Source organism: Polynucleobacter sp. MWH-UH35A, assembly GCF_018687075.1.
GTDB lineage: Bacteria > Pseudomonadota > Gammaproteobacteria > Burkholderiales > Burkholderiaceae > Polynucleobacter.
This window is the reverse complement of the sequence record NZ_CP061285.1, coordinates 468,728-489,066: the sequence shown is the minus strand read 5'-3', so window position 1 is coordinate 489,066 and position 20,339 is coordinate 468,728. Positions and strand designations below refer to the sequence as shown.

Here is a 20,339-nt window from a genome sequence, read left to right as displayed (position 1 = left end):
CCTATCCATGAGCGCCACACTTGAGCTGACTAAGGCTCTCATCGCCTGCCAGTCCGTTACACCGGCTGATGGTGGCTGCCAAGATTTAATTGCCAAGCGTCTTCAAGCTATTGGCTTTCATACTGAGAGCGTTGTGAGTGGTCCTGAAAATTTTCAGGTAACTAACTTATGGGCAATCAAAAAGGGTAAAGCTGGCGACCAAGGCAAAGTATTGATGTTTGCTGGTCACACTGATGTGGTCCCTACCGGCCCACTAGAAAAGTGGACAAGTAACCCATTCGCACCAACCATCCGTGATGGCATGCTCTATGGTCGTGGCGCCGCGGATATGAAAACCTCCCTAGCAGGCTTTGTTGTTGCTACGGAAGAATTTGTTATCGCACATCCAAATCATCAAGGCTCTATTGCCTTCTTAATTACTAGCGATGAAGAAGGTCCTGCTAATGATGGCACAGTCATTATGTGCGAGCGCCTACAAAAGCAGGGTCAGAGATTGGACTACTGCGTTATTGGTGAACCTACCTCTGTAGATAAGTTGGGCGACATGATTAAGAACGGTCGTCGTGGTTCTTTATCCGGCAAACTCAAAGTCAAAGGTATTCAGGCGCATATCGCCTACCCTCACTTGGGCAAGAACCCCATTCATCTCTCTGCTCCTGCGATCTCTGCATTAGTAGAAACCGAGTGGGATAAAGGCAATGAATATTTCCAGCCTACCAGTTTTCAGATTTCCAATATTCACGCTGGCACTGGCGCTAATAACGTAATCCCTGGTGAACTCGTTATCGACTTTAATTTCCGCTTCTCGACCGAGAGTAAACCAGAGCAATTGCGCGAACGCTTGGAGAAGACTCTCAAAGACGCAGGTCTTGAGTTTCAGATTGACTGGGTATTAGGCGGTAGCCCCTTTATTACTGGCGATGGTGACCTAGCTGGGGCATTGCGCAAAGCTATCAAAGCAGAAACCAATGTAGAGACGGAACTCTCGACAACAGGCGGTACAAGCGATGGCCGCTTTATTGCCAAAATCTGCCAAGAGGTTGTGGAATTTGGTCCACTCAATGCAACTAGCCACAAAATTGATGAGTGTGTCATCGTGGATGATGTGGTGCCACTCAAAAATATCTATCGTCAGACTCTCGAACAGTTAATTTCTTAATTGCTCAATTGCGCGCCCGCCTCATTCTTTAAAGAACCTCTCCATCATGGACCCTGAGCCTCAGCAACACCATACCGTGAATCAGTGCATCGATCAGATTGCACAAAAGCTTGAAGCAGCGAACTTGCATTATGGGCATGGGGCAATTGATGCACAGAGCGAAGCCCTATGGATTGTCAGCAAGCAACTTGATCTGAGTCCAGCGGAAGCACTTGATCATCTTGACGATGCAATCACTACAGAGCAGCAGCAAAAAGCATCTGCCGTTGCCGATACCAGAATCTCTACACGCAAGCCATTAGCCTATATCCTAGGCGAAGCATGGCTCATGGGCGTGCCATTCTTTTGTAGCGAGCAAAGCATTGTGCCGCGCTCCTGGATTGCTGAACTCATCGTCGATGGCTCACTAGAGCCTTGGCTGCCAGCCGATGGCAAAGCGCTAGACCTTTGCACGGGCAATGGCTCTCTAGCAATTCTCCTGGCTTTGTCTTGTCCCGATATACATGTGAGCGCTTGCGATATCAGCATGCCTGCACTATCTGTCGCTGCTCGCAACGTTGATCGTCACGGCCTGAGCTCTCAAGTGGAATTATTGGACGGCGACCTTTGGGATGCTTTGCCAGAGCCTAATGAAGACAACCTTTTCGACCTGATCATTTGTAATCCACCTTATGTAAACGCAGCCTCCATGAATGCGCTGCCTGCGGAATATCATGCCGAGCCAGAGTTGGCATTAGCAGGCGGTGATGATGGCATGGACATCATTAGACGCATCATTGCTTCAGCGCCAGATTACTTATCAGAGCGCGGCGCCATCTTGCTTGAGATTGGCAATGAATATGAGAACTTCAAAAAAGCTTTTCCACAAATTCCAGCAATCTGGATGGAAGTGTCTGCCGGTGAAGAGCAAGTCTTACTGATTCAAGCGGAAGACTTGCGCTAGTTAACTCAATTCGGCTGCAGCAGCAATTGCCTGATCAATTCGCTCAACCGGAATTACCTTCAATCCTGGAATCTTAGTCTTAGGCATATTGGCTTTGGGAATGATGGCCACAGTAAACCCTAACTTAGCGGCTTCTTTCAAACGCTCCTGACCACGTGGGCAAGGACGAATCTCCCCCGCCAAACCAACCTCACCAAAGACAATTAACTCTTTTGGTAAAGCGCGATTGCGGATCGATGACTGAATTGCAAGGAGAACGGCTAAGTCAGCAGCTGGCTCAGAAATCTTGACACCACCCACCGCGTTTAAGAAAACATCCTGATCAAAGCAAGCTACGCCAGCGTGACGATGTAACACTGCTAAGAGCATTGCTAAGCGCGCCTGCTCCAAACCAACCGCAAGGCGGCGAGGGTTGGGTACATGCGCCGTATCCACTAGCGCCTGAATTTCCACCAATAAGGGCCTACTACCCTCTTGCGTCACTAGCACGCAAGCACCCGGAACCATTTGTTCATGTTGTGACAAAAAGATTGCTGACGGATTGGTGACGCCGCGTAGACCTTTCTCGGTCATTGCAAATACACCTAGCTCATTCACTGCACCAAAGCGATTCTTGATAGATCGCACTAAGCGGAATGAAGAATGGGTATCGCCTTCGAAGTACAAAACGGTATCAACAATGTGCTCTAAAACTCTAGGACCAGCCAGATGACCATCTTTGGTAACGTGCCCAACCATCAATACACAGATACCACTGGATTTTGCCGCTCGAGTAAGCTGCGCTGCGCACTCGCGCACCTGAGCCACAGAACCAGGGGCTGAACTTAGCACCTCTGAATACAAAGTCTGAATGGAGTCCACCACAAGCACTTGTGGCTTTGCGGTATCCATAATGGAAATCAGTTTTTCTAACTGAATTTCAGCCAATACTTCCAATTGAGGTGCGTTTAATGCAATACGCTTTGCACGCAGCGCAATCTGTGCAGCAGATTCCTCACCACTGCTATAGAGGACATTCATCCCAGCAGCGCTCATCTCTGCAAGCGCTTGCAATAGCAAAGTTGATTTACCGATACCAGGATCGCCACCCAAGAGCACTACGCCACCTGGAACTAAGCCACCACCCAGCACACGATCAAACTCCTCGACACCCGTACTAAATCTTGGCAAGTCTTCCGCAGTAATTGCGGAGAGCTTTTGCCTTGGCAAGGATTGCGCCAACCCCTGAAATCGTGAATTTGAAGTGGTTTCTGGAAGGCCTTCTTCCAAGGTATTCCAAGCCTGGCAAGATGGACACTGACCCTGCCATTTGGCAGACGTACCACCGCAAGACTGGCAGATATAAACCGTTTTGACTTTAGCCAAGAGTTACCCGATGAAATTGAAATGAATAAAATTAATCGAGCTGAGTGCCCGCTTTATTTTCTTGCGCACGCTTAGGAGCATCTTTACGACGTTGCTCTAAGTCAGCGGCCCTTGCTGCTGCATCCCTTTGCTTTTGCTCGTACTCGGCTTGATTAGCAGCTCGCTCGGCCGCTTTTTCTGGTGAAGCTCGCTCAGCTGCGCGCTTAATATCCTCTTGGTTCTTGAGGCTCTCACGCAATTTACGCTGCACCTCATGCAAGGCCACTTCTTGCTCGCGAATGGGATAGATTTCCTTGCGGTAATCTGCACGAGCATCTTTTAAACAAGAATTTACCCAATACCTTTGGTAACACTCAGAAGATGTTTTACCCCAGCGATATTTTGCCCATTCACGTTGAAGCTCTAACTCTTGCTCAATTCTGTCCAGCTGCTCAAGCTCTGCTTCTTCTGCAGGAGTAGCCAGGACAACGCCGCTAAGTGCAGTAGCCAATAAAAATATCGAAATGAATATTTTTGATTGGAGTAAAAGATTTTTTCTCAAATCTCGACCTTTGCACCCAGCTCCACCAAGCGATTTGCCGGAATTTTGAAGAAGTCTGATTGGCGGCCAGCATTTTGATACATCCAGCAAAATAATTTTTCACGCCAGATGGCCATTCCAGGAATTTCAGTAGAAACAATCGTGTCACGGGATAAGAAGAATGAGGTGTTCATCAAATCAAATTTCAGATCGGATGACTTCTCAATCAACTCAATGATTTGTCCCATATCTGGGGTTTCATTAAATCCATATACAGCACGAACCACAAAAATACCATTACCAAGATCACGCAAGGTAATGCGCTCTTTATCTTTTACGTACGGCACATCCCAAATACTAACCTTTAAGAAAAAGACTCTCTCATGAAGTACGTGGTTATGTTTTAAGTTGTGCAGAAACGAGACAGGCAAATAATCCACATGCGCAGTCAAGAATACGGCAGTGCCCTCTACGCGATGCGGAGGATGCATCATCAGCGAATCAATAAAGCTCTTGAGCTCAATGCCATTGTTCATAGCATTTTGACGCAGTATCTTGCGCCCCTGGAACCAAGTCATTAAGAACAGGAAGCAAACAGCACCCAAAAGTAAAGGGAACCATCCGCCCTCCATGATCTTGAGAAGATTGGCCGTCAAGAAAGCCAAGTCGACAATCAAGAATGCACTGATCACCAAGGTGACAAAGAGGGTATTCCAGCGCCACACTACTCGCATCACAATTGCCGCCAAAAATGTAGTCACAATCATTGTGGTAGTAACCGCAATACCGTAAGCAGCAGCTAAGTTCTCAGACTTTTTAAACGCCAACACAACAGCAATCACCAAAACCAAGAGCGCCCAATTCACGAGCGGCATATAGATCTGGCCAATCTCCCTATCGGATGTATGACGAATCTTCATGCGCGGTACAAAGCCCAACAAAATAGCTTGGCTTGTCATTGAAAAAGCACCGGAGATCACGGCCTGCGAGGCAATGACAGTTGCAGCTGTAGCCAATATCACCAATGGGAATACCAAGAATTCAGGCACCATTAAGAAGAATGGATTGGTAATGGTCTCAGGATTACTCAAAAACATTGCGCCTTGACCAAAATAGTTCAAGAGCAAACAAGGCATCACAATAAAAAACCAGCCCATGCGAATTGGCTTAAGTCCAAAGTGGCCCATATCAGCATATAGAGCTTCAGCCCCCGTTAGCACCAAGAAAACAGCACCCAGAACAATAAAACCCTGTAAAGAATGCTCAACCAGAAAACGAATAGCATGTAGTGGATTAATGGCTGCAAAAATAGCGGGGTTCTGAATAACTTGATGCACACCCATCAATCCAATGGCAATAAACCAGACCATCATGATTGGGCCGAAAAGCTTACCCACAACATCAGTGCCAGTCTTCTGAATGAAAAAGAGAATAATTAAAATAAGAATAGTGATCGGCATCACATAGCGCGTGAGATCACTGGAAATTACCTCTAGACCCTCAACTGCAGAAAGCACAGAAATCGCCGGGGTAATGATTGCATCACCATAAAACATGCAGGCGCCAAATACACCAGCCATGATGATAAGTAGGGATCGCTTTGAGTTTGCAGGCGCAGTTCTCAGTGCAAGCGCCATCAGAGCCAAAATACCGCCTTCACCGTGGTTATTAGCGCGCATCACGAATAGAACATACTTGAGCGAAACCACAATCGCAAAAGCCCAGAACACCATCGAAATCACACCATAAACAGCATCCGGTGAAAACGGAATACCGTGATCGGGACTGAAACATTCCTTGAGCGCATATAAAGGACTTGTACCAATGTCACCGAAGACTACGCCAATAGCCGCGAACATAAGAGAGATGGAAGCACCTTTCTTGTGAGGGTGATCCTCTCGAGAAATCTCCACAGGCCTTAATAAGGATGACTCTGAAAACTCAGGATTGCTAACTGACATTAATAAACCTTAGCGTGATGTTGCGTGGCAATATGTTACTCCTTAACTGCCGCCATTAAATCGAGAATTTCTAGTCAAAAACCGCTTATTTATGCGTTATTTACAGGAAAACCTCGACAGGCACCCCTGAAAAATGGTAGAATTTCAGCTTCAGACGCGGGGTGGAGCAGTCTGGCAGCTCGTCGGGCTCATAACCCGAAGGTCGTAGGTTCAAATCCTGCCCCCGCAACCAAGAATTACGTACTAAGCCCTTAATTTTTAAGGGCTTTTTGCTTTTCTGGGCATTTAAAAGCTCAATTTCTAGGTTTAGCGATGCCATAGTCGTTTTATTTCCTGCCTCCAAAATTGTGTCGAAGCCTTTGTGTTCTTTTTAAATAGCCATGTCTGCGCTCCAGTTTCTGGAGTTTGATAAAAAGGAATGTCCAAAGTCCGATAACGTGCGGTCACATCTGGATGTGGGTGGCCATATCGATTGCGGTAGCCATTTTGTGCAAAAGCTTGATCAGGCTCCAATCTTTTTAAAAGACCTAGAGACGAGGAAGTTTTACTGCCGTGATGTGGCGCCATGAAGATTAATTCCCTATCTCCAATATTCCTCAGCATACGATCATCCAGTCGTTCAATGATTTCAGCCTCACCATGTCTTTCAACATCTCCCGTTAACCATAAGGAGCTTTGATGATTGCGTACCTCAAGTACACAACTCATTTCATTTGGCTTGCCGGGGTAATGCTCCGCAAATACTGTTTCCTCGTGAGGATGCCAAATCAAAAACTCAACACCATCCCATATCCAGCGCTGCCCGAAACGGCAAGGGATAGATGGTATTTTTCTTTCTTGTAAATTTTGAAGTAAAGGATTTGATTTGGGTAGAGACCCCATCATGGAATCAAACTGGATATGCTTAAGCAATATTCCAGCGCCGCCAATATGATCACTATCACTATGACTTATAGCCATGCGATCAATACGATCAATTCCACGCCCACGTAAATAAGGAAGGATGACTCTCTGCCCTGCATCATCTTTCTTACCTTGAATAGGTCCAGTGTCATACAGTAGTTTTCTGTTGGCAGTTTCGATAAGTATTGCTGTTCCCTGACCAATGTCGAAAACGCTCGCCGTAAATTCTCCCTGAGCAAGATTCTCACTCCCAAACCATTTGGTTGATGAGAGAAACAATGGGGTAGTAAGCACAATGCCAAGTAATCTCCACTTCCAGGTGTGTTTTATTTCGCCTGGACGAATGGCATACACGATTCCACACACAGACACCAGTAGCATCCACCACTCTGGTTGCTTTGACCAAACAACTGACCAACTCCAGCCCGCCATCCACTCGAGTACTATCGCCAAATACTCCATGCATGCGTGAGCAGGCCACAACAGCCAGCGACCAATAAATTCTGGGAGTAAGGCGCCAGCGATGGCCAGTGGTGTTACGACATAACTCACGAGAGGAATAGCCAATGCATTTGCTAGCGGAGAAACAACAGAGACTTGATAAAACCAATACAAAGTAAATGGTAGTAATGCCAACGTGACAACAGCTTGAACTCGACACGCCTCTCTAAGGGCTTGGAACATGCGATGCTTCCAGCTTGTCTCCAATTCTTTTCCGGTGGGGATGCCCAATAAACCCGAAGACTCACCCATAGCAAATAAAATCGCCGCCACAGCTCCAAAGGACAGCCAAAATCCTGGGGTATAGGGAGCCATAGGATCAACAAGCAGAACAAAAGCTAAAGCCCACCACCAGATATCAAATGAACGTGGATTTCGGCCCGTCCATAAAGCAAACGCTACTACACCAACCATGTACATTGTTCTTTGCGCTGGAATCTGAAAGCCTGCCAACCAAGCATAAACAAACGCAGTCACAAATCCCGAGATCGCTGCCATCTTACCCACGGGAAGAATGAGGGGCAAAGTTCGTCGTCGCCAAATAAAAGCAGCCAGCGAAGCACCAACCCCCGCCAACATCGTGACGTGCAGTCCTGATATTGATATCAGGTGCCCAATACCCGTTGCATTAAATACTTGCCAGTCATCCTGGTTAATTGCATTTTGATCACCCATCACCAATGCAATTAATACGCCTGCATACCTTGCATCGCCGGGTAACATCAACTGTATCTTTTTACGTAAATGCCAACGTGCTAGCTCCATACGTAACTCAAAATCGAGCCAGGCAATATCCTGATCTAGCAATAACTCACCTGATCTAACCGAACCACTAGCACCAAAGTCTTGATGAAAGGACCAACGCTCAAAATCAAATGTATGCGGGTTTAAGGATCCGTATGGACGCTTGAGCTTCGCCTTAAACTTCCACCGTTGCCCAGGAATCAGCTCAGGAATTAACTGAGGATTTCTCCAGGCAGGCTGCCAGCTTAAGTAAATACGCCCAGGAAAATAGCCAATATTTTCTCCTCCCGCGCTAGCACGATCTACTTCAAATGCAAACTTGGCACCCGAAGAATGACTCTGTGGCAGGGCTGCTACCGTGCCCTCAAGATTTAACTCTTTACCCTCTAACTCTATGACAAGAATATTTTCCAAGCGATTTTCAGCATAGCGAGCATTCCAACTAAACCCCACTACAAATATAAAAATGATGAATGCGAATCTTTTAATGGGAGATCTCTGGGGAAATAAATAAGCCGCCAGCAAAGAAGGGGCTCCGATAAAGATGCATATTTGCAACCAGTATTCTGGAACTTGCGGCAAAAAGAGAAGGAGCGATCCCCCGGCGATAAACGCCGTAATAGCTAATCGCAAATAATTAGGAAGCTAAGTTGAGTTTAGGGATAGTTGCGCAGAGTGCCAACCAACGGGGCAAAGCTTGCATTGCATTTGCCCATACGGCTGAAGCAAAATGTTCCTCATCCACCCCGCGAATTGAGGCTAACGCCCTTGCAATTCTTGAAACAAAAGCGGGCTCATTGAATGTAAGCCCTTCATCTCGGAGCCATGCCGGCGGAATATCTGGTGCATCTGTTTCCGTTACGATGCTATCCAATGGTAATTCTTGTAAAAGTCTGCGAATTTGCAAAGCCCGCTCATAAGTAGCTGCGCCACCAAAGCCTAACTTAAATCCAAGCTCAATAAATTGTTCGGCCTGTTGGAAGCTGCCGTTAAAAGCATGGGCTATGCCGGAGGGGATTCTGCGACGACGTAATGCTTTTAGGATTGCATCTTGTGAGCGTCGCACATGCAGGATTACAGGTAGTTGATACTTCTGTGCCAAATCCAATTGGGCATTAAAAAAGAATTCCTGCTTATGAGGATCTAGGTCCTCGACAAAATAATCTAAACCTATCTCACCCACACCTACAAAGCGCGGGTCAGAAAGCGACTCAACAATGCTTTTCTCGAGCGTCTCGATATCCTCTTCTTGCGCTTGATTGGTATAAAGCGGATGAATGCCAAGGGTGTATACCAGCCCAGGGATTCGTTGACTACATTGATGCGCTAACTCTTTGACATAAGCACAATCAGCCACCTTTACAGCGGGAAGCAGAATTGCTTGAACGTTTTTTTCAGCGGCAGCATGAATCACCGCATCTAGTGAGTCTGCAAACTCAGGGGCATCTAAGTGGCAATGGGTATCGATCCACATGGGATATCCACTCACCCTGAAAATGTCTTCAAAGCTCCATGCTCTAAATGCAAAATCCGATCACAACGTTTAGCGCGTACTGGATCATGGGTCACAATCACAAAAGCAGTCCCTTGATCACGGGCAATATCCAACATCAAATCGAAAACACCATCAGCAGTCTCGGTATCTAGATTGCCTGTTGGTTCGTCTGCAAGAACACATGCTGGATTACCGACTAAGGCACGGGCCACTGCTACACGTTGACGCTCTCCACCCGATAACTCTCCTGGCGTATGTAATTCACGGGCTGCTAAGCCTACTGCTTGCAGCATCTTACTAGCACGAGCCATCGATTCATCATTGCTGAGACCGCGAATACGCAATGGGAGTGCCACATTCTCTGCTGCACTAAATTCATCCAAAAGATGATGGAATTGATAAATAAATCCAAGACTATGGTTGCGAAGCTGATCTAATTTTCTAACTGACAAGTCACTCAGATTTGAGCCCGCTAACACTACAGAACCAGCACTTGGACTATCTAAGCCGCCCAAGAGGTGTAGCAGAGTACTTTTACCAGAACCTGAGGAGCCAACAATGGCAACCTTTTCTGAGGGCGCGACATCCAAATCAATGGCCTTGAGAACCTCAACTGCTGTAGGGCCCTGACCGTAGGTCTTTGCAAGCCCTCTAGCTTTGAGCACTAAGTGATTTAAGTTATTCATAACGAAGAGCCTCCGCAGGCTGCACTTTGGCAGCACGACGACTTGGATAAAGCGTTGCCAACACGGAGAGGCCAAATGCCATCAATCCAACAGTGAGCACATCCCCCGCTCTCACATCTGAAGGAAGCTCGCTAATAAAGTACACCTCACGGGGCAAGAACTGCACTCGGAAGATTGCTTCAATGAATGGCACGATGACATCAATATTGAGTGCGATCAACAAACCGAGAGCAACGCCTGCCAAAGAACCCAATAAACCAATCGCCAATCCCTGGATTAAAAAGATTCTCTGAATCAGTCCAGGGCTCGCACCCATCGTTCTCAATATCGCAATATCGGCCTGCTTCTCATTTACCGTCATCACCAGGGTAGACACCAAGTTGAAGGCGGCAACTGCAATAATCAAAGTCAGAATAATGAACATCATTTTCTTTTCAGTCTGCACAGCAGCAAACCAATTACGGTTAGATCTTGACCAATCTGTTACCCAAAGCGCTTGAGGCACGATGCCAGCCAACTCATTTGCTACCTCTGGTGCGCGCTGCATTTCATCTACCTTGATCCGCAGACCAGATGGATCGTGAAGTCGCAATAAGGCAGCAGCATCCTTCCAGTGCATGATGGCCAAGGAGCTGTCATATTCATAATGCCCGCTATCCACAATCCCAACTACCTGCAGTGTTCGCATGCGCGGCATAGCACCTGCTGGCGTTAAGTCACTTTCAGGAACAATCAAATTAATACGATCACCCACATGTGCGCCAACAATGGCTGCAAGTTGGGCGCCGAGTGCAACACCAAAACTTCCCGGCTTGAGATCATCAATATTGCCGGCAACAAATTGTTTTGGTAAATCAGAGACCTTACCCTCCTCGCTAGGCGAGATGCCACGAATTGCAACGCCGCGCATCATACTTTCGCGACTCAATAACCCCTGTGAACTCACCATTGGCGCCACACCAACTACATGAGGTTGAGTGGCAACTTTTAGTGCCAGCGGCTCCCAATTAGCCAAACCATCTGGAGTAGTGATTTCCACATGGGACAAGACCGATAACATACGATCGCGTACTTCTTTCTGAAAACCATTCATGACAGAAAGAACCACAATAAGCGAGGCAACCCCCAAAGCGATACCGGCAGTAGAAATTCCGGAGATAAAGGATAAGAAACCGTCACGCTTCCCTACCGTCTTGCGACGCTTGGATCGGGTATAGCGCAGGCCAATTTCTAGCTCAATAGGAAGTCTCAACATAGTCACAGTTTAGTGAATCACACAGGCATTAGGGCGGAATACCTAAATGCCACCTAAAATCAGGGGAATGACTGCCAATTCCAACTCCGCTAAAGCCCATCTGCGCCGCTTTACCCTGATGCTCTCAGGAGAAGATGCCTTAGATGAGCTTGATAGCAAGAAGGGTCCATGCCAAGGGCTACCTCATGAGCGCTATTTGCTCGGGAACTTGACTCCAATAGCCCCGGTATTGCTTCTTGGGCAATCCAACCTAGCGGTCGATCCAGAGCAAGTCATAGCTTGCCTACAACCAGTTCACTTACATGCCACACGAGATCACCTTATTTTGATGGGGCAGAATCAGATTGATCTGACGGCAGAAGAGTCCGATCAACTTCTCAAAGCTGCGCTTCCATTCATAGAGGAAGATTTTCAGAACTTAGTCCTTTTTGAAAATCAACACTATTGGTTTATTCCCGCCGGACCTTTTGCAAGCTTAGCAAGTCATAGCGTTGATCAAGCACATGGTCGCAATATTGATTGGTGGATGCCACGCGATACCAATCAAGAAGGGGTCGCCAAACGTTGGCGCAAACTCCAAAATGAAATCCAGATGATCTGGCACATTGGCTCGGTAAATGCAGAACGAGCTCAACGTGGTCTACCCCCTATTAACTCTCTCTGGATTAGCGGCATTGGCAAACTCAACGATGTTCAAGCCCCTGATGCCCTCAAACAATCACATCAACTCATCGGTCAACACCCTTTGCTGGCCGGCCTGGCAAGGCTTTTAGGCCTTCCATACGAAGTTATCTTGAATGAGAATAATCTATCTGGCGCCTTTGCCTGGCTGGAGCAGCCTCAACTGGCTTGGCCTCAATTAAGCAGAGCATTGCAAAGTAAACAACTAGATGAAGTTGTTATTGTCGATTTTCCAAAAGGAAAAGTGCGGGAACGCATCTTCACTACCAAAGATCTCCATAAAAAATCTTGGGTCTTCTGGAAAAAAGCAGAGCCTCTGACTTGGAAAGAAATTACTCAGTGATCAGCTGCCCATGAGATTTATATGAGCCTATTTTCTCAACGCCCCTTCTCAGAACGCACCGCTACGTGGTTGACACAAAGTGGCCTACATCCATTATTGGCCAGGCTCTATGCAGCAAGAGGTCTGCAATCTCCTGAAGAACTCTCGCTCGATCTTAAGCAACTGCTTTCACCGGTAGAACTGAAAAACTGCCTCAGCACAGCAACTTTATTGGCAGATATTCTGGAGAAAAATGAGCCCATGCTCATCGTCGCTGACTACGATTGCGACGGAGCAACGGCATGTGCTGTCGGCCTTAGGGGCCTGCGTATGTTGGGTGGTTCAAATATTCCAATTCAGTTTCTGGTACCTAATCGCTTTACGATGGGATATGGCTTGACTCCTGAGGTAGTGGAATTAGCAGCGCAACAAAATCCCAAACCAAAATATTTAATTACTGTTGATAACGGCATCGCAAGTGAGGCTGGTGTTAATCGCGCCAAAGAACTTGGTATGGAAGTGATTGTGACCGACCACCATCTCCCCGGAGATCATTTGCCAAAAGCACTAGCAATCGTAAATCCCAATCAACCGGGCTGCACTTTTTCAAGTAAAGCACTCGCTGGTGTTGGCGTGATGTTTTATTTGCTGATTGCTCTGCGTGCTGAACTACGCAAGCGCGGTAAATTTACAAACGAGACTCAACCCAAGGTAGAAAATCTTTTAGATCTTGTTGCCTTAGGAACGGTTGCAGACGTTGCACAGCTCGATCGCAACAATCGGGTATTGGTTTCTAATGGCCTAAAGCGCATTCGCGCAGGAATATCTCAACCTGGTATTCAGGCACTTTTTCAAGCGGCTACACGTGATCCACGCAAAGCGAATACCTTTGACCTGGGTTTTGCCATCGGCCCGAGGCTCAATGCTGCTGGGCGTCTAGCCGATATGACATTAGGTATACGCCTGCTGCTAACCGATAACGCCGATGAAGCGATGACTCTGGCACATGAGCTAGATCGCATTAATCGTGAAAGACGTGTCATTGAAGCGGGCATGCAAGAAACCGCTCTTTCTCACCTTGCTGAGGATCAACTTTCGGGAACGATGTCAGATCGCAACGGCATTTGTCTGTGGAATCCCGAGTGGCACCAAGGTGTAGTTGGTATTGTTGCTTCGCGCCTAAAGGAGCGCTTCAACCGCCCCACTATCGTATTTGCTCCAGCCGATGGAAATGCGAGCGAAGAATTACGCGGTTCAGGCCGTTCACTGACGGGCTTTCATTTAAGAGATGCTCTAGATTTAGTTTCCAAACGCGAACCTGGACTCATTCTGAAATTTGGTGGCCATGCAATGGCAGCAGGCCTGACGATTCGCAAAGGTGATTTCGAAAAGTTTGACGCCTGCTTCCAAGAAGTTGCTTCTGAATTACTAACTGACGAATTACTAGAGCGCCGCCATGCTCACGATGGCGCCCTAGAGCTTTCTGAATTTACCCCTGAAATTGGCGACCTCTTGGCAGAAGAGATCTGGGGTCAAGGCTTTCCTCAGCCGGTTTTCTACGGGGAATTTGAAATTGCCCAACAAAGCCTCATGAAAGAAAAACATCTTCGCTTAATGGTTAAGCCCCTGGGGGCTGGAGCAAGCTCGAAACCATTAACAGCAGTTTGGTTTAACCGCACACAAAGCCTACCCGCTAAGGCCAGATTGGCCTACCGCCTCGTGACCGACCGCTATCAAGGTCAAGCCCGTGTTCAATTAATGATTGAAGCCCATGACGAAGCGGCTAGCACCTAAGGATCGACTGCAATAACCCCCTTATAATTAGGGGATGGAAGCTGAACAACTAAACACTATTTCAAATACCTTGTCCGATCTGCTCACCCGTGAGCAAGCTCTTCGGGGGTATCTTTGACTTCGAAGTAAAGTCACGTCGCCTTACTGAAGTTAACTCAATACTAGAAGATCCCACGATTTGGGATGATCAAAAGAAAGCACAAGCACTCGGCAAAGAAAAGAAGTTGCTTGATGGCGTAGTTACAACCCTTACCGATCTCAATACCAACATTACTAGTGCTCTTGAGCTGTTTGACATGGCCAAAGAGGAAAGTGATTTTGAAACGATCGCTGCAATTGAGCAGGATGTTGAGAGCTATAGCAAGATTGTTGGCGACCTCGAGTTCCGCCGCATGTTCCACAATGAGATGGACTCTTGCAATTGCTTTATTGATATTCAAGCGGGTGCTGGTGGCACAGAAGCCTGCGACTGGGCGAGCATGCTCTATCGCCAATACCTCAAGTATTGCGAACGCAAAGGCTATAAAACTGAAATTCTTGAAGAGTCTGATGGTGACGTTGCTGGCATTAAAAGCGCGACTATCAAAGTCGATGGTGAATATGCTTATGGACACCTCCGCTCAGAAACTGGGGTGCATCGTTTAGTACGTAAGTCACCGTTTGACTCTTCAAACGGACGTCATACCTCCTTTGCTTCCATCTATGTCTATCCAGAAATTGATGACTCGATTGAGATTGAAGTCAATCCTGCTGATATTCGTACAGACACCTACCGCGCCTCTGGTGCAGGCGGTCAGCACATTAACAAAACCGACTCCGCAGTCCGTTTAACCCATATTCCAACTGGGATTGTGGTGCAGTGCCAGAACGATCGCAGTCAGCACCGCAACCGCGCTGAAGCCATGACGATGTTGAAGTCTCGACTTTATGAGCATGAGATGCAAAAACGTCGCGCCGAACAAGACAAATTAGAGGCCAGCAAGACAGATGTGGGTTGGGGTCATCAGATCCGCTCTTATGTATTAGATCAAAGCCGTATTAAAGATTTACGCACCAACGTCGAGATATCAAATACCCAAAAAGTATTGGATGGTGATCTCGATGCCTTTATTGAAGCTAGCCTGAAGCAAGGCGTATAAAAACTAACACCCATTACTGCATCACTATAGATATGAACGATAAAACCAATTTAGACAATGCCCCAGCTACTGAAGCAGTTGATGAGAACCACATCATTGCGGAGCGCCGTGAAAAACTCGCTAAGCTTCGCGAAGGTGGCGTTGCATTTCCAAATGATTTTGTTCCAACGCATTTGGCAGCTGATTTACATGCTCACTACGACAGCCTAACCAAAGAAGAATTAGCTGCAAAGAAAGTGCATGTCAAAGTAGCGGGACGCATGGTGCTTAAGCGCGTGATGGGTAAAGCAAGCTTCGCAACCATTCAAGATCGCAGCGGTCAAATTCAGTTCTATATCAATGATGAACTCAGTGGAGCCGATGTCCATGGTGCCTTTAAACACTGGGATATGGGAGACTTTATCTCGGCTGAAGGCAACCTCTTTAAAACCAATAAAGGTGAGCTATCAGTTGAGTGTAGCAATTTGCGCTTACTCAGCAAATCACTGCGACCATTGCCAGATAAGTTCCATGGCCTCTCAGACCTAGAGACTAAATATCGTCAGCGCTATGTGGATTTGATTGTGAACCCAGAGAGTCGTAATACTTTCAAAGCGCGTAGCAATGCCATCGCTTCATTACGTCGCCACATGCTTGACGCCGACTTCATGGAAGTCGAAACACCAATGCTCCACCCGATTCCTGGTGGCGCTGCAGCTAAACCATTTATTACGCACCACAATGCTTTAGATATGCAAATGTTTTTGCGTATTGCCCCAGAGCTTTACCTAAAGCGTCTGGTGGTCGGTGGCTTTGAACGTGTATTTGAAATCAACCGCAACTTCCGTAATGAAGGTGTGAGTCCGCGTCACAACCCAGAATTCACCATGATGGAATTCTACGCAGCATATACAGACTATCGTTGGCTCATGGATTTCACAGAAGGCTTGATTCGTGCAGCAGCAATCGATGCACAAGGTACTGCTGTTTTGACTCACCAAGGTCGCGAACTTGATCTGAGTAAGCCATTCCAACGCTTGACTATTACTGAAGCCATCCTGAAGTACTGCGGTCAGTCTGGCAAGAGCTATGAGGCAGCCCAACTTGAAGACGCAGCCTTCATTCGTGCAGAATTGAAAAAAGGTGGCGAGAATCCAGACGCTCCTACCCTCAAAAATGCTGGTATTGGCGCCCTCCAATTAGCCCTTTTTGAATTGGTAGCTGAAGAGCACCTCTGGGAGCCAACTTACATCATTGATTACCCGATTGAAGTGAGTCCGCTTGCTAGAGAATCGGATACTCGCCCAGGTATTACTGAGCGCTTTGAGCTCTTTATCACTGGCCGTGAGATTGCCAATGGCTTCTCTGAATTAAACGATGCTGAAGATCAAGCTAATCGCTTCCGCAAGCAAGTTGAGCAAAAAGAAGCAGGCGATGAAGAGGCAATGTACTTCGATCATGACTTCATTCGAGCTCTCGAGTATGGCATGCCCCCAACTGGCGGTTGCGGTATTGGTATAGATCGCTTGGTAATGCTACTTACCGATGCTCCAAATATTCGTGATGTGATTTTGTTCCCACATCTACGCCGCGAAGAAGAGTAATCACTTCTTCAGAAGAAAAAGGCACCATAGGGTGCCTTTTTTATTGCTTAGGATTTCCTAAAGAAGGTAATTAACAATATCAATAAGAGAACCGAAAACCACAGCAAGGACCACTCTGGTACTTGCAATCCCAAAATTGCTGGGAGCTTTGCAGAACATAATCCATCGGCCTTAAATAACCAGGGAAGATGGTTCGCTAACTGAAATTGATTAATCCAAGTCTCCAAAGGATCTATACCGCAAGATTCACGTGGGTGAAGTAAAAGCCAAACATGATGACCAGCCACTGCTACTCCATATCCAGCAGCCAAAAGCGCCAAGCCATGAAATAACCTTCTTAGTGGTGCAATACCTGCCGCCAATAAACAAGAAATTGCGACTCCAAGATAGCCAATCCTTTGCAAAATGCATAAAGGACAGGGCATAAAGCTAACACCTTGGTAGCCCGTCTGCTGCAAGATCACGGCAACAATCACCAAACTCAGGCTAAAAATTGACAGGAAGAGGTATTGGATTCTTTTCATCTATAGATGATAGCCAATGGGTAAAGAACTCTCCGTAAACCACTGTCTTATTACTAAAAGTCTGATCTATATCACGACTGAGTCGTATTTTTGATGGAATTAGCCTTAATTTAAAGCCTAAGAATGTGATAATTATCCTTTTGCCACTTCTCATCAAAACGTATTTATGGCCGCATACAACACCGAAACCGTTTTATCCGTTCACCATTGGAACGACACTCTTTTCAGCTTTACTACCACCCGCAATAAGAGCTTGCGTTTTCGCAGCGGCCACTTCTTGATGATTGGTCTAGAGGTTGAAGGCAAACCATTGGTGCGAGCTTACAGCGTTGCTAGCCCAAACTATGAAGAGCACCTTGAGTTTTTGAGCATCAAAGTTCAAGATGGCCCCCTAACATCACGCCTCCAGAAGATCCAAGTTGGTGACCCAATTCTCGTCAGTGAGAAGTCTGTTGGCACCCTGGTATTGGACGACTTAAATCCTGGGAAGCATCTTTACCTCTTTAGCACCGGTACTGGTCTTGCTCCATTCATGAGCATCATTCGTGATCCAGAGACTTATGAAAAGTTTGAGAAAGTTATTCTCATTCATGGCGTGCGTCTCGTTAGTGAACTTGCTTATGAGGACTACATCAAGAATGAGTTGACTCAAGATGAATACTTAGGCGAACTTGTTCGTGAAAAACTCATTTACTACCCAACAGTGACACGTGAGGCTTTTAAGCACACTGGCCGTCTTACTACTGCAATTGAATCTGGCCAACTCTTTAAAGATATTGGTTTGCCGCCATTGGATCCAGCAGTGGATCGCGCCATGATTTGCGGCAGCCCTTCTATGCTCAAAGAAACTTCCGAAATGCTCGATGCCAAAGGGTTTAAGGTTTCCCCAAGTCTTGGTCAGTTGGGTGACTATGTCTTTGAGCGGGCTTTCGTAGAAAAATAAGTCTTTCTTCTTTATATCTAAAAGTAATTTAGATATCGCTATATATTCCTTGTGGATATATAGACCCCTTGGTAAATTCTCTTCAACGAGATATTTACCAAGGAACTTTGATGTCACCCGTACGCGAGCATTACAACCCAGTAATCACAAAGCTATTACGTGAACATGATCGATTACCGCTTGAAAAGGCCATCGAACGAAAAAGTTTCCAGCGTCAAATTCTCTTCCTCATGAATGCCATCAAACTCGAAGAGTTTGAACAATCATTCACATAAACCAAACGGGAAGAATTCATGCTGCAATTTTTTCAAGACTCATCACAGTTTATTGTTTCTGGCGCGTTGGTTGGACTACTTGTCGGTATGACAGGTGTTGGTGGCGGCTCGCTGATGACGCCTTTATTAACCATTATCTTTGGAGTTGCTCCAACAACTGCTGTCGGAACCGATTTGGCCTTTGCCGCTATCACCAAAGGGTTCGGCACTGTAGCACATCGACTGCACGGGAATGTTCGCTGGGACATCGTAAAGCTATTGTGTCTTGGTAGTATCACCACAGCCATCCTTTCTATTCTGGCACTGAAGTTTATTGGCCCTGTCTCCAAAAGCTTTAATCACTTCATCAGCTTCTCTATCGGGGTTTCAGTTTTATTAACAGCCATATCTTTACTATTTAGAGCGAAGATTTTGAAATGGGTGCAGGATAATCCTAGTCTTCTTCCTAGCGGCTCAAACCTCAAAATTGCAACCGTCGCTGTTGGCGCAGTGATTGGCATATTGGTCACAGTTTCCTCCATTGGGGCTGGTGCAATAGGAGCAACTTTGATACTCATTTTGTACCCGCATCTCAAGCCCTCACAAGTTGCTGGCACTGATATTGCTTATGCAGTTCCTCTCACCGCTCTTGCTGGTATCGGCCACTGGTGGCTCGGAAATGTTCACTTTGACTTACTGCTTGGACTTCTACTGGGATCCGTTCCAGCGATTTGGCTAGGGGCTAAGCTCTCAAGCTCACTATCCGAAAAAGCAACACGAAATACCCTCGCGGTAACACTATTTTTGGTTGGCATCAAATTGGTTGCTTCATGATTGCGCCTGATTTTTGGTCAATTCCACCAAGTGCGCTCACACCAGATGAGCTTGCCCAGAAGTCTGCCGCTTTAAAGCAACGTTTGGCTGATATTTCCACGCTCTTCTCTGATGTTCGCTTCGCAACCAGCCTAGCAGCTGAAGACATGGTCATAACGGATGCGATTACTAAAACTGGAGCCAAAATTAAGCTATTCACCTTGGCAACAGGTCGCCTTCATCAAGAGACTGTGGACATGGTTAAAACCACAGAAGGTCAATATGGCATTTCAATTGAAAAAATTTATCCAAAAGACGATGACGTACAAGCATTCATCGATCAATATGGTGTAAATGGTTTTTACGATGGTGAAGAACCCAAAAAGGCTTGCTGTGGTGCGCGCAAGATCAAACCTCTAAATGCCGCACTTCTTGGTGCTGATGCCTGGATTACGGGCCAACGACGCGAACAGTCCATCACTCGCACCGAACTCAATTTAGAAGAATTAGATGATGTAAGGGGTATCGCAAAGTTCAATCCCTTGTTTGATTGGAGCGAATCAGATATCTGGGCTCATATCAAACAAGAAAACATACCGATACATCCACTGCACCTCAAGGGCTACCCCAGCATTGGCTGCGAGCCCTGCACCCGTCAGGTCAAAAAGGGTGAGGATATTCGGGCTGGTCGCTGGTGGTGGCTGCAAAGCGATAGCAAAGAATGTGGCTTACACCTTAATAAATAATCCAAACT

General features: G+C 46.6%; 18 protein-coding genes and 1 tRNA gene. 11 read left to right on the top strand and 8 right to left on the bottom strand.

Annotation, left to right across the window (positions count from 1 at the left end; genetic code table 11):
• Nucleotides 1-7: 7 nt before the first annotated feature.
• A complete protein-coding gene (gene dapE, locus ICV36_RS02625; RefSeq protein ID WP_215400991.1) occupies nt 8-1,159 on the top strand; it encodes a succinyl-diaminopimelate desuccinylase in 1,152 nt (383 codons plus the stop codon).
• A gap of 46 nt (nt 1,160-1,205) precedes the next feature.
• Nucleotides 1,206-2,102 carry a 50S ribosomal protein L3 N(5)-glutamine methyltransferase gene (gene prmB, locus ICV36_RS02620; protein WP_215400990.1) on the top strand — a complete coding sequence of 299 codons (897 nt, stop codon included), beginning with the start codon at nt 1,206-1,208 and terminating at the stop codon, nt 2,100-2,102.
• Here the strand turns inward: prmB and radA are convergent, their stop codons facing one another.
• The 3 genes from radA to ICV36_RS02605 are packed head-to-tail and all read right to left on the bottom strand — an operon-like array spanning nt 2,103 to nt 5,948.
• The gene (radA, locus tag ICV36_RS02615; protein ID WP_215400989.1) at nt 2,103-3,467 is read right to left on the bottom strand and encodes a DNA repair protein RadA; all 1,365 of its coding nucleotides are present in this window, start codon (nt 3,465-3,467) and stop codon (nt 2,103-2,105) included.
• Nucleotides 3,468-3,498: 31 nt separating this feature from the next.
• Nucleotides 3,499-3,957, bottom strand: coding sequence for a hypothetical protein (locus ICV36_RS02610; RefSeq protein ID WP_251375055.1), 459 nt, complete (start codon nt 3,955-3,957; stop codon nt 3,499-3,501).
• Between the two features lie 47 nt (nt 3,958-4,004).
• Nucleotides 4,005-5,948, bottom strand: coding sequence for a potassium transporter Kup (locus ICV36_RS02605; RefSeq protein ID WP_215400987.1), 1,944 nt, complete (start codon nt 5,946-5,948; stop codon nt 4,005-4,007).
• 155 nt (nt 5,949-6,103) lie between these two features.
• Here ICV36_RS02605 and ICV36_RS02600 point away from each other — a divergent pair.
• Nucleotides 6,104-6,180 (top strand) — tRNA-Met (locus ICV36_RS02600).
• Nucleotides 6,181-6,254: 74 nt separating this feature from the next.
• On the opposite strand, the gene ICV36_RS02595 is transcribed toward ICV36_RS02600, so the two are convergent.
• The 4 genes from ICV36_RS02595 to ICV36_RS02580 form a co-directional block, all read right to left on the bottom strand.
• Nucleotides 6,255-8,621, bottom strand: a complete 2,367-nt coding sequence (locus ICV36_RS02595; protein WP_251375117.1) for a DNA internalization-related competence protein ComEC/Rec2 — start codon at nt 8,619-8,621, stop codon at nt 6,255-6,257.
• 112 nt (nt 8,622-8,733) lie between these two features.
• Nucleotides 8,734-9,570: a TatD family hydrolase gene (locus ICV36_RS02590; RefSeq protein ID WP_215400986.1), complete on the bottom strand. Its 837-nt coding sequence runs from the start codon at nt 9,568-9,570 to the stop codon at nt 8,734-8,736.
• An 11-nt stretch (nt 9,571-9,581) separates the two neighbouring features.
• Nucleotides 9,582-10,277 carry an ABC transporter ATP-binding protein gene (locus ICV36_RS02585; protein ID WP_215400985.1) on the bottom strand — a complete coding sequence of 232 codons (696 nt, stop codon included), beginning with the start codon at nt 10,275-10,277 and terminating at the stop codon, nt 9,582-9,584.
• Nucleotides 10,270-11,532, bottom strand: coding sequence for a lipoprotein-releasing ABC transporter permease subunit (locus ICV36_RS02580; RefSeq protein WP_215400984.1), 1,263 nt, complete (start codon nt 11,530-11,532; stop codon nt 10,270-10,272). The genes ICV36_RS02585 and ICV36_RS02580 overlap by 8 nt, the downstream gene beginning before the upstream one ends.
• 67 nt (nt 11,533-11,599) lie before the next feature.
• Here ICV36_RS02580 and ICV36_RS02575 point away from each other — a divergent pair, with 67 nt between their 5' ends.
• The 4 genes from ICV36_RS02575 to lysS all read left to right on the top strand — a co-directional run bounded on the left by ICV36_RS02575 (nt 11,600) and on the right by lysS (nt 17,051).
• Nucleotides 11,600-12,556, top strand: a complete 957-nt coding sequence (locus ICV36_RS02575; protein WP_251375054.1) for a hypothetical protein — start codon at nt 11,600-11,602, stop codon at nt 12,554-12,556.
• Between the two features lie 21 nt (nt 12,557-12,577).
• Nucleotides 12,578-14,329 (top strand): single-stranded-DNA-specific exonuclease RecJ, encoded by a 1,752-nt coding sequence (gene recJ, locus ICV36_RS02570; protein WP_215400982.1) that lies wholly within the window; start codon nt 12,578-12,580, stop codon nt 14,327-14,329.
• A 34-nt stretch (nt 14,330-14,363) separates the two neighbouring features.
• A protein-coding gene (prfB, locus tag ICV36_RS02565; RefSeq protein WP_215400981.1) for a peptide chain release factor 2 occupies nt 14,364-15,468 on the top strand; the annotation gives its coding sequence in 2 pieces (ribosomal slippage) (nt 14,364-14,435 and nt 14,437-15,468; 1,104 coding nt in all).
• A 32-nt stretch (nt 15,469-15,500) separates the two neighbouring features.
• Nucleotides 15,501-17,051 carry a lysine--tRNA ligase gene (gene lysS / locus ICV36_RS02560; RefSeq protein ID WP_215400980.1) on the top strand — a complete coding sequence of 517 codons (1,551 nt, stop codon included), beginning with the start codon at nt 15,501-15,503 and terminating at the stop codon, nt 17,049-17,051.
• A 47-nt stretch (nt 17,052-17,098) separates the two neighbouring features.
• Here the strand turns inward: lysS and ICV36_RS02555 are convergent, their stop codons facing one another.
• Nucleotides 17,099-17,575, bottom strand: coding sequence for a disulfide bond formation protein B (locus ICV36_RS02555; protein WP_215400979.1), 477 nt, complete (start codon nt 17,573-17,575; stop codon nt 17,099-17,101).
• A 166-nt stretch (nt 17,576-17,741) separates the two neighbouring features.
• Here ICV36_RS02555 and ICV36_RS02550 point away from each other — a divergent pair, with 166 nt between their 5' ends.
• From ICV36_RS02550 to ICV36_RS02535, 4 genes are all read left to right on the top strand, one after another.
• Complete coding sequence (locus ICV36_RS02550) at nt 17,742-18,518, top strand: ferredoxin--NADP reductase (protein WP_215400978.1); 777 nt, start codon at nt 17,742-17,744, stop codon at nt 18,516-18,518.
• A 110-nt stretch (nt 18,519-18,628) separates the two neighbouring features.
• Nucleotides 18,629-18,793 (top strand): hypothetical protein, encoded by a 165-nt coding sequence (locus ICV36_RS02545; RefSeq protein ID WP_215400977.1) that lies wholly within the window; start codon nt 18,629-18,631, stop codon nt 18,791-18,793.
• Between the two features lie 18 nt (nt 18,794-18,811).
• Nucleotides 18,812-19,606 carry a sulfite exporter TauE/SafE family protein gene (locus tag ICV36_RS02540; RefSeq protein WP_215400976.1) on the top strand — a complete coding sequence of 265 codons (795 nt, stop codon included), beginning with the start codon at nt 18,812-18,814 and terminating at the stop codon, nt 19,604-19,606.
• Nucleotides 19,603-20,331 (top strand): phosphoadenylyl-sulfate reductase, encoded by a 729-nt coding sequence (locus ICV36_RS02535; protein ID WP_215400975.1) that lies wholly within the window; start codon nt 19,603-19,605, stop codon nt 20,329-20,331. Before ICV36_RS02540 ends, ICV36_RS02535 begins: the two co-directional genes overlap by 4 nt.
• The last annotated feature ends 8 nt before the right edge of the window (nt 20,332-20,339 follow it).

What these genes read in the sequence shown, in the direction of transcription:
- dapE (WP_215400991.1), top strand. Translation starts at nt 8, where the DNA reads ATGAGCGCCACACTTGAGCTGACTAAGGCTCTCATCGCCTGCCAGTCC.
- prmB (WP_215400990.1), top strand. Translation starts at nt 1,206, where the DNA reads ATGGACCCTGAGCCTCAGCAACACCATACCGTGAATCAGTGCATCGAT.
- ICV36_RS02605 (WP_215400987.1), bottom strand. Translation starts at nt 5,948, where the DNA reads ATGTCAGTTAGCAATCCTGAGTTTTCAGAGTCATCCTTATTAAGGCCT.
- ICV36_RS02590 (WP_215400986.1), bottom strand. Translation starts at nt 9,570, where the DNA reads ATGTGGATCGATACCCATTGCCACTTAGATGCCCCTGAGTTTGCAGAC.
- ICV36_RS02585 (WP_215400985.1), bottom strand. Translation starts at nt 10,277, where the DNA reads ATGAATAACTTAAATCACTTAGTGCTCAAAGCTAGAGGGCTTGCAAAG.
- ICV36_RS02580 (WP_215400984.1), bottom strand. Translation starts at nt 11,532, where the DNA reads ATGTTGAGACTTCCTATTGAGCTAGAAATTGGCCTGCGCTATACCCGA.
- ICV36_RS02575 (WP_251375054.1), top strand. Translation starts at nt 11,600, where the DNA reads ATGACTGCCAATTCCAACTCCGCTAAAGCCCATCTGCGCCGCTTTACC.
- recJ (WP_215400982.1), top strand. Translation starts at nt 12,578, where the DNA reads ATGAGCCTATTTTCTCAACGCCCCTTCTCAGAACGCACCGCTACGTGG.
- lysS (WP_215400980.1), top strand. Translation starts at nt 15,501, where the DNA reads ATGAACGATAAAACCAATTTAGACAATGCCCCAGCTACTGAAGCAGTT.
- ICV36_RS02555 (WP_215400979.1), bottom strand. Translation starts at nt 17,575, where the DNA reads ATGAAAAGAATCCAATACCTCTTCCTGTCAATTTTTAGCCTGAGTTTG.
- ICV36_RS02550 (WP_215400978.1), top strand. Translation starts at nt 17,742, where the DNA reads ATGGCCGCATACAACACCGAAACCGTTTTATCCGTTCACCATTGGAAC.
- ICV36_RS02545 (WP_215400977.1), top strand. Translation starts at nt 18,629, where the DNA reads ATGTCACCCGTACGCGAGCATTACAACCCAGTAATCACAAAGCTATTA.
- ICV36_RS02540 (WP_215400976.1), top strand. Translation starts at nt 18,812, where the DNA reads ATGCTGCAATTTTTTCAAGACTCATCACAGTTTATTGTTTCTGGCGCG.
- ICV36_RS02535 (WP_215400975.1), top strand. Translation starts at nt 19,603, where the DNA reads ATGATTGCGCCTGATTTTTGGTCAATTCCACCAAGTGCGCTCACACCA.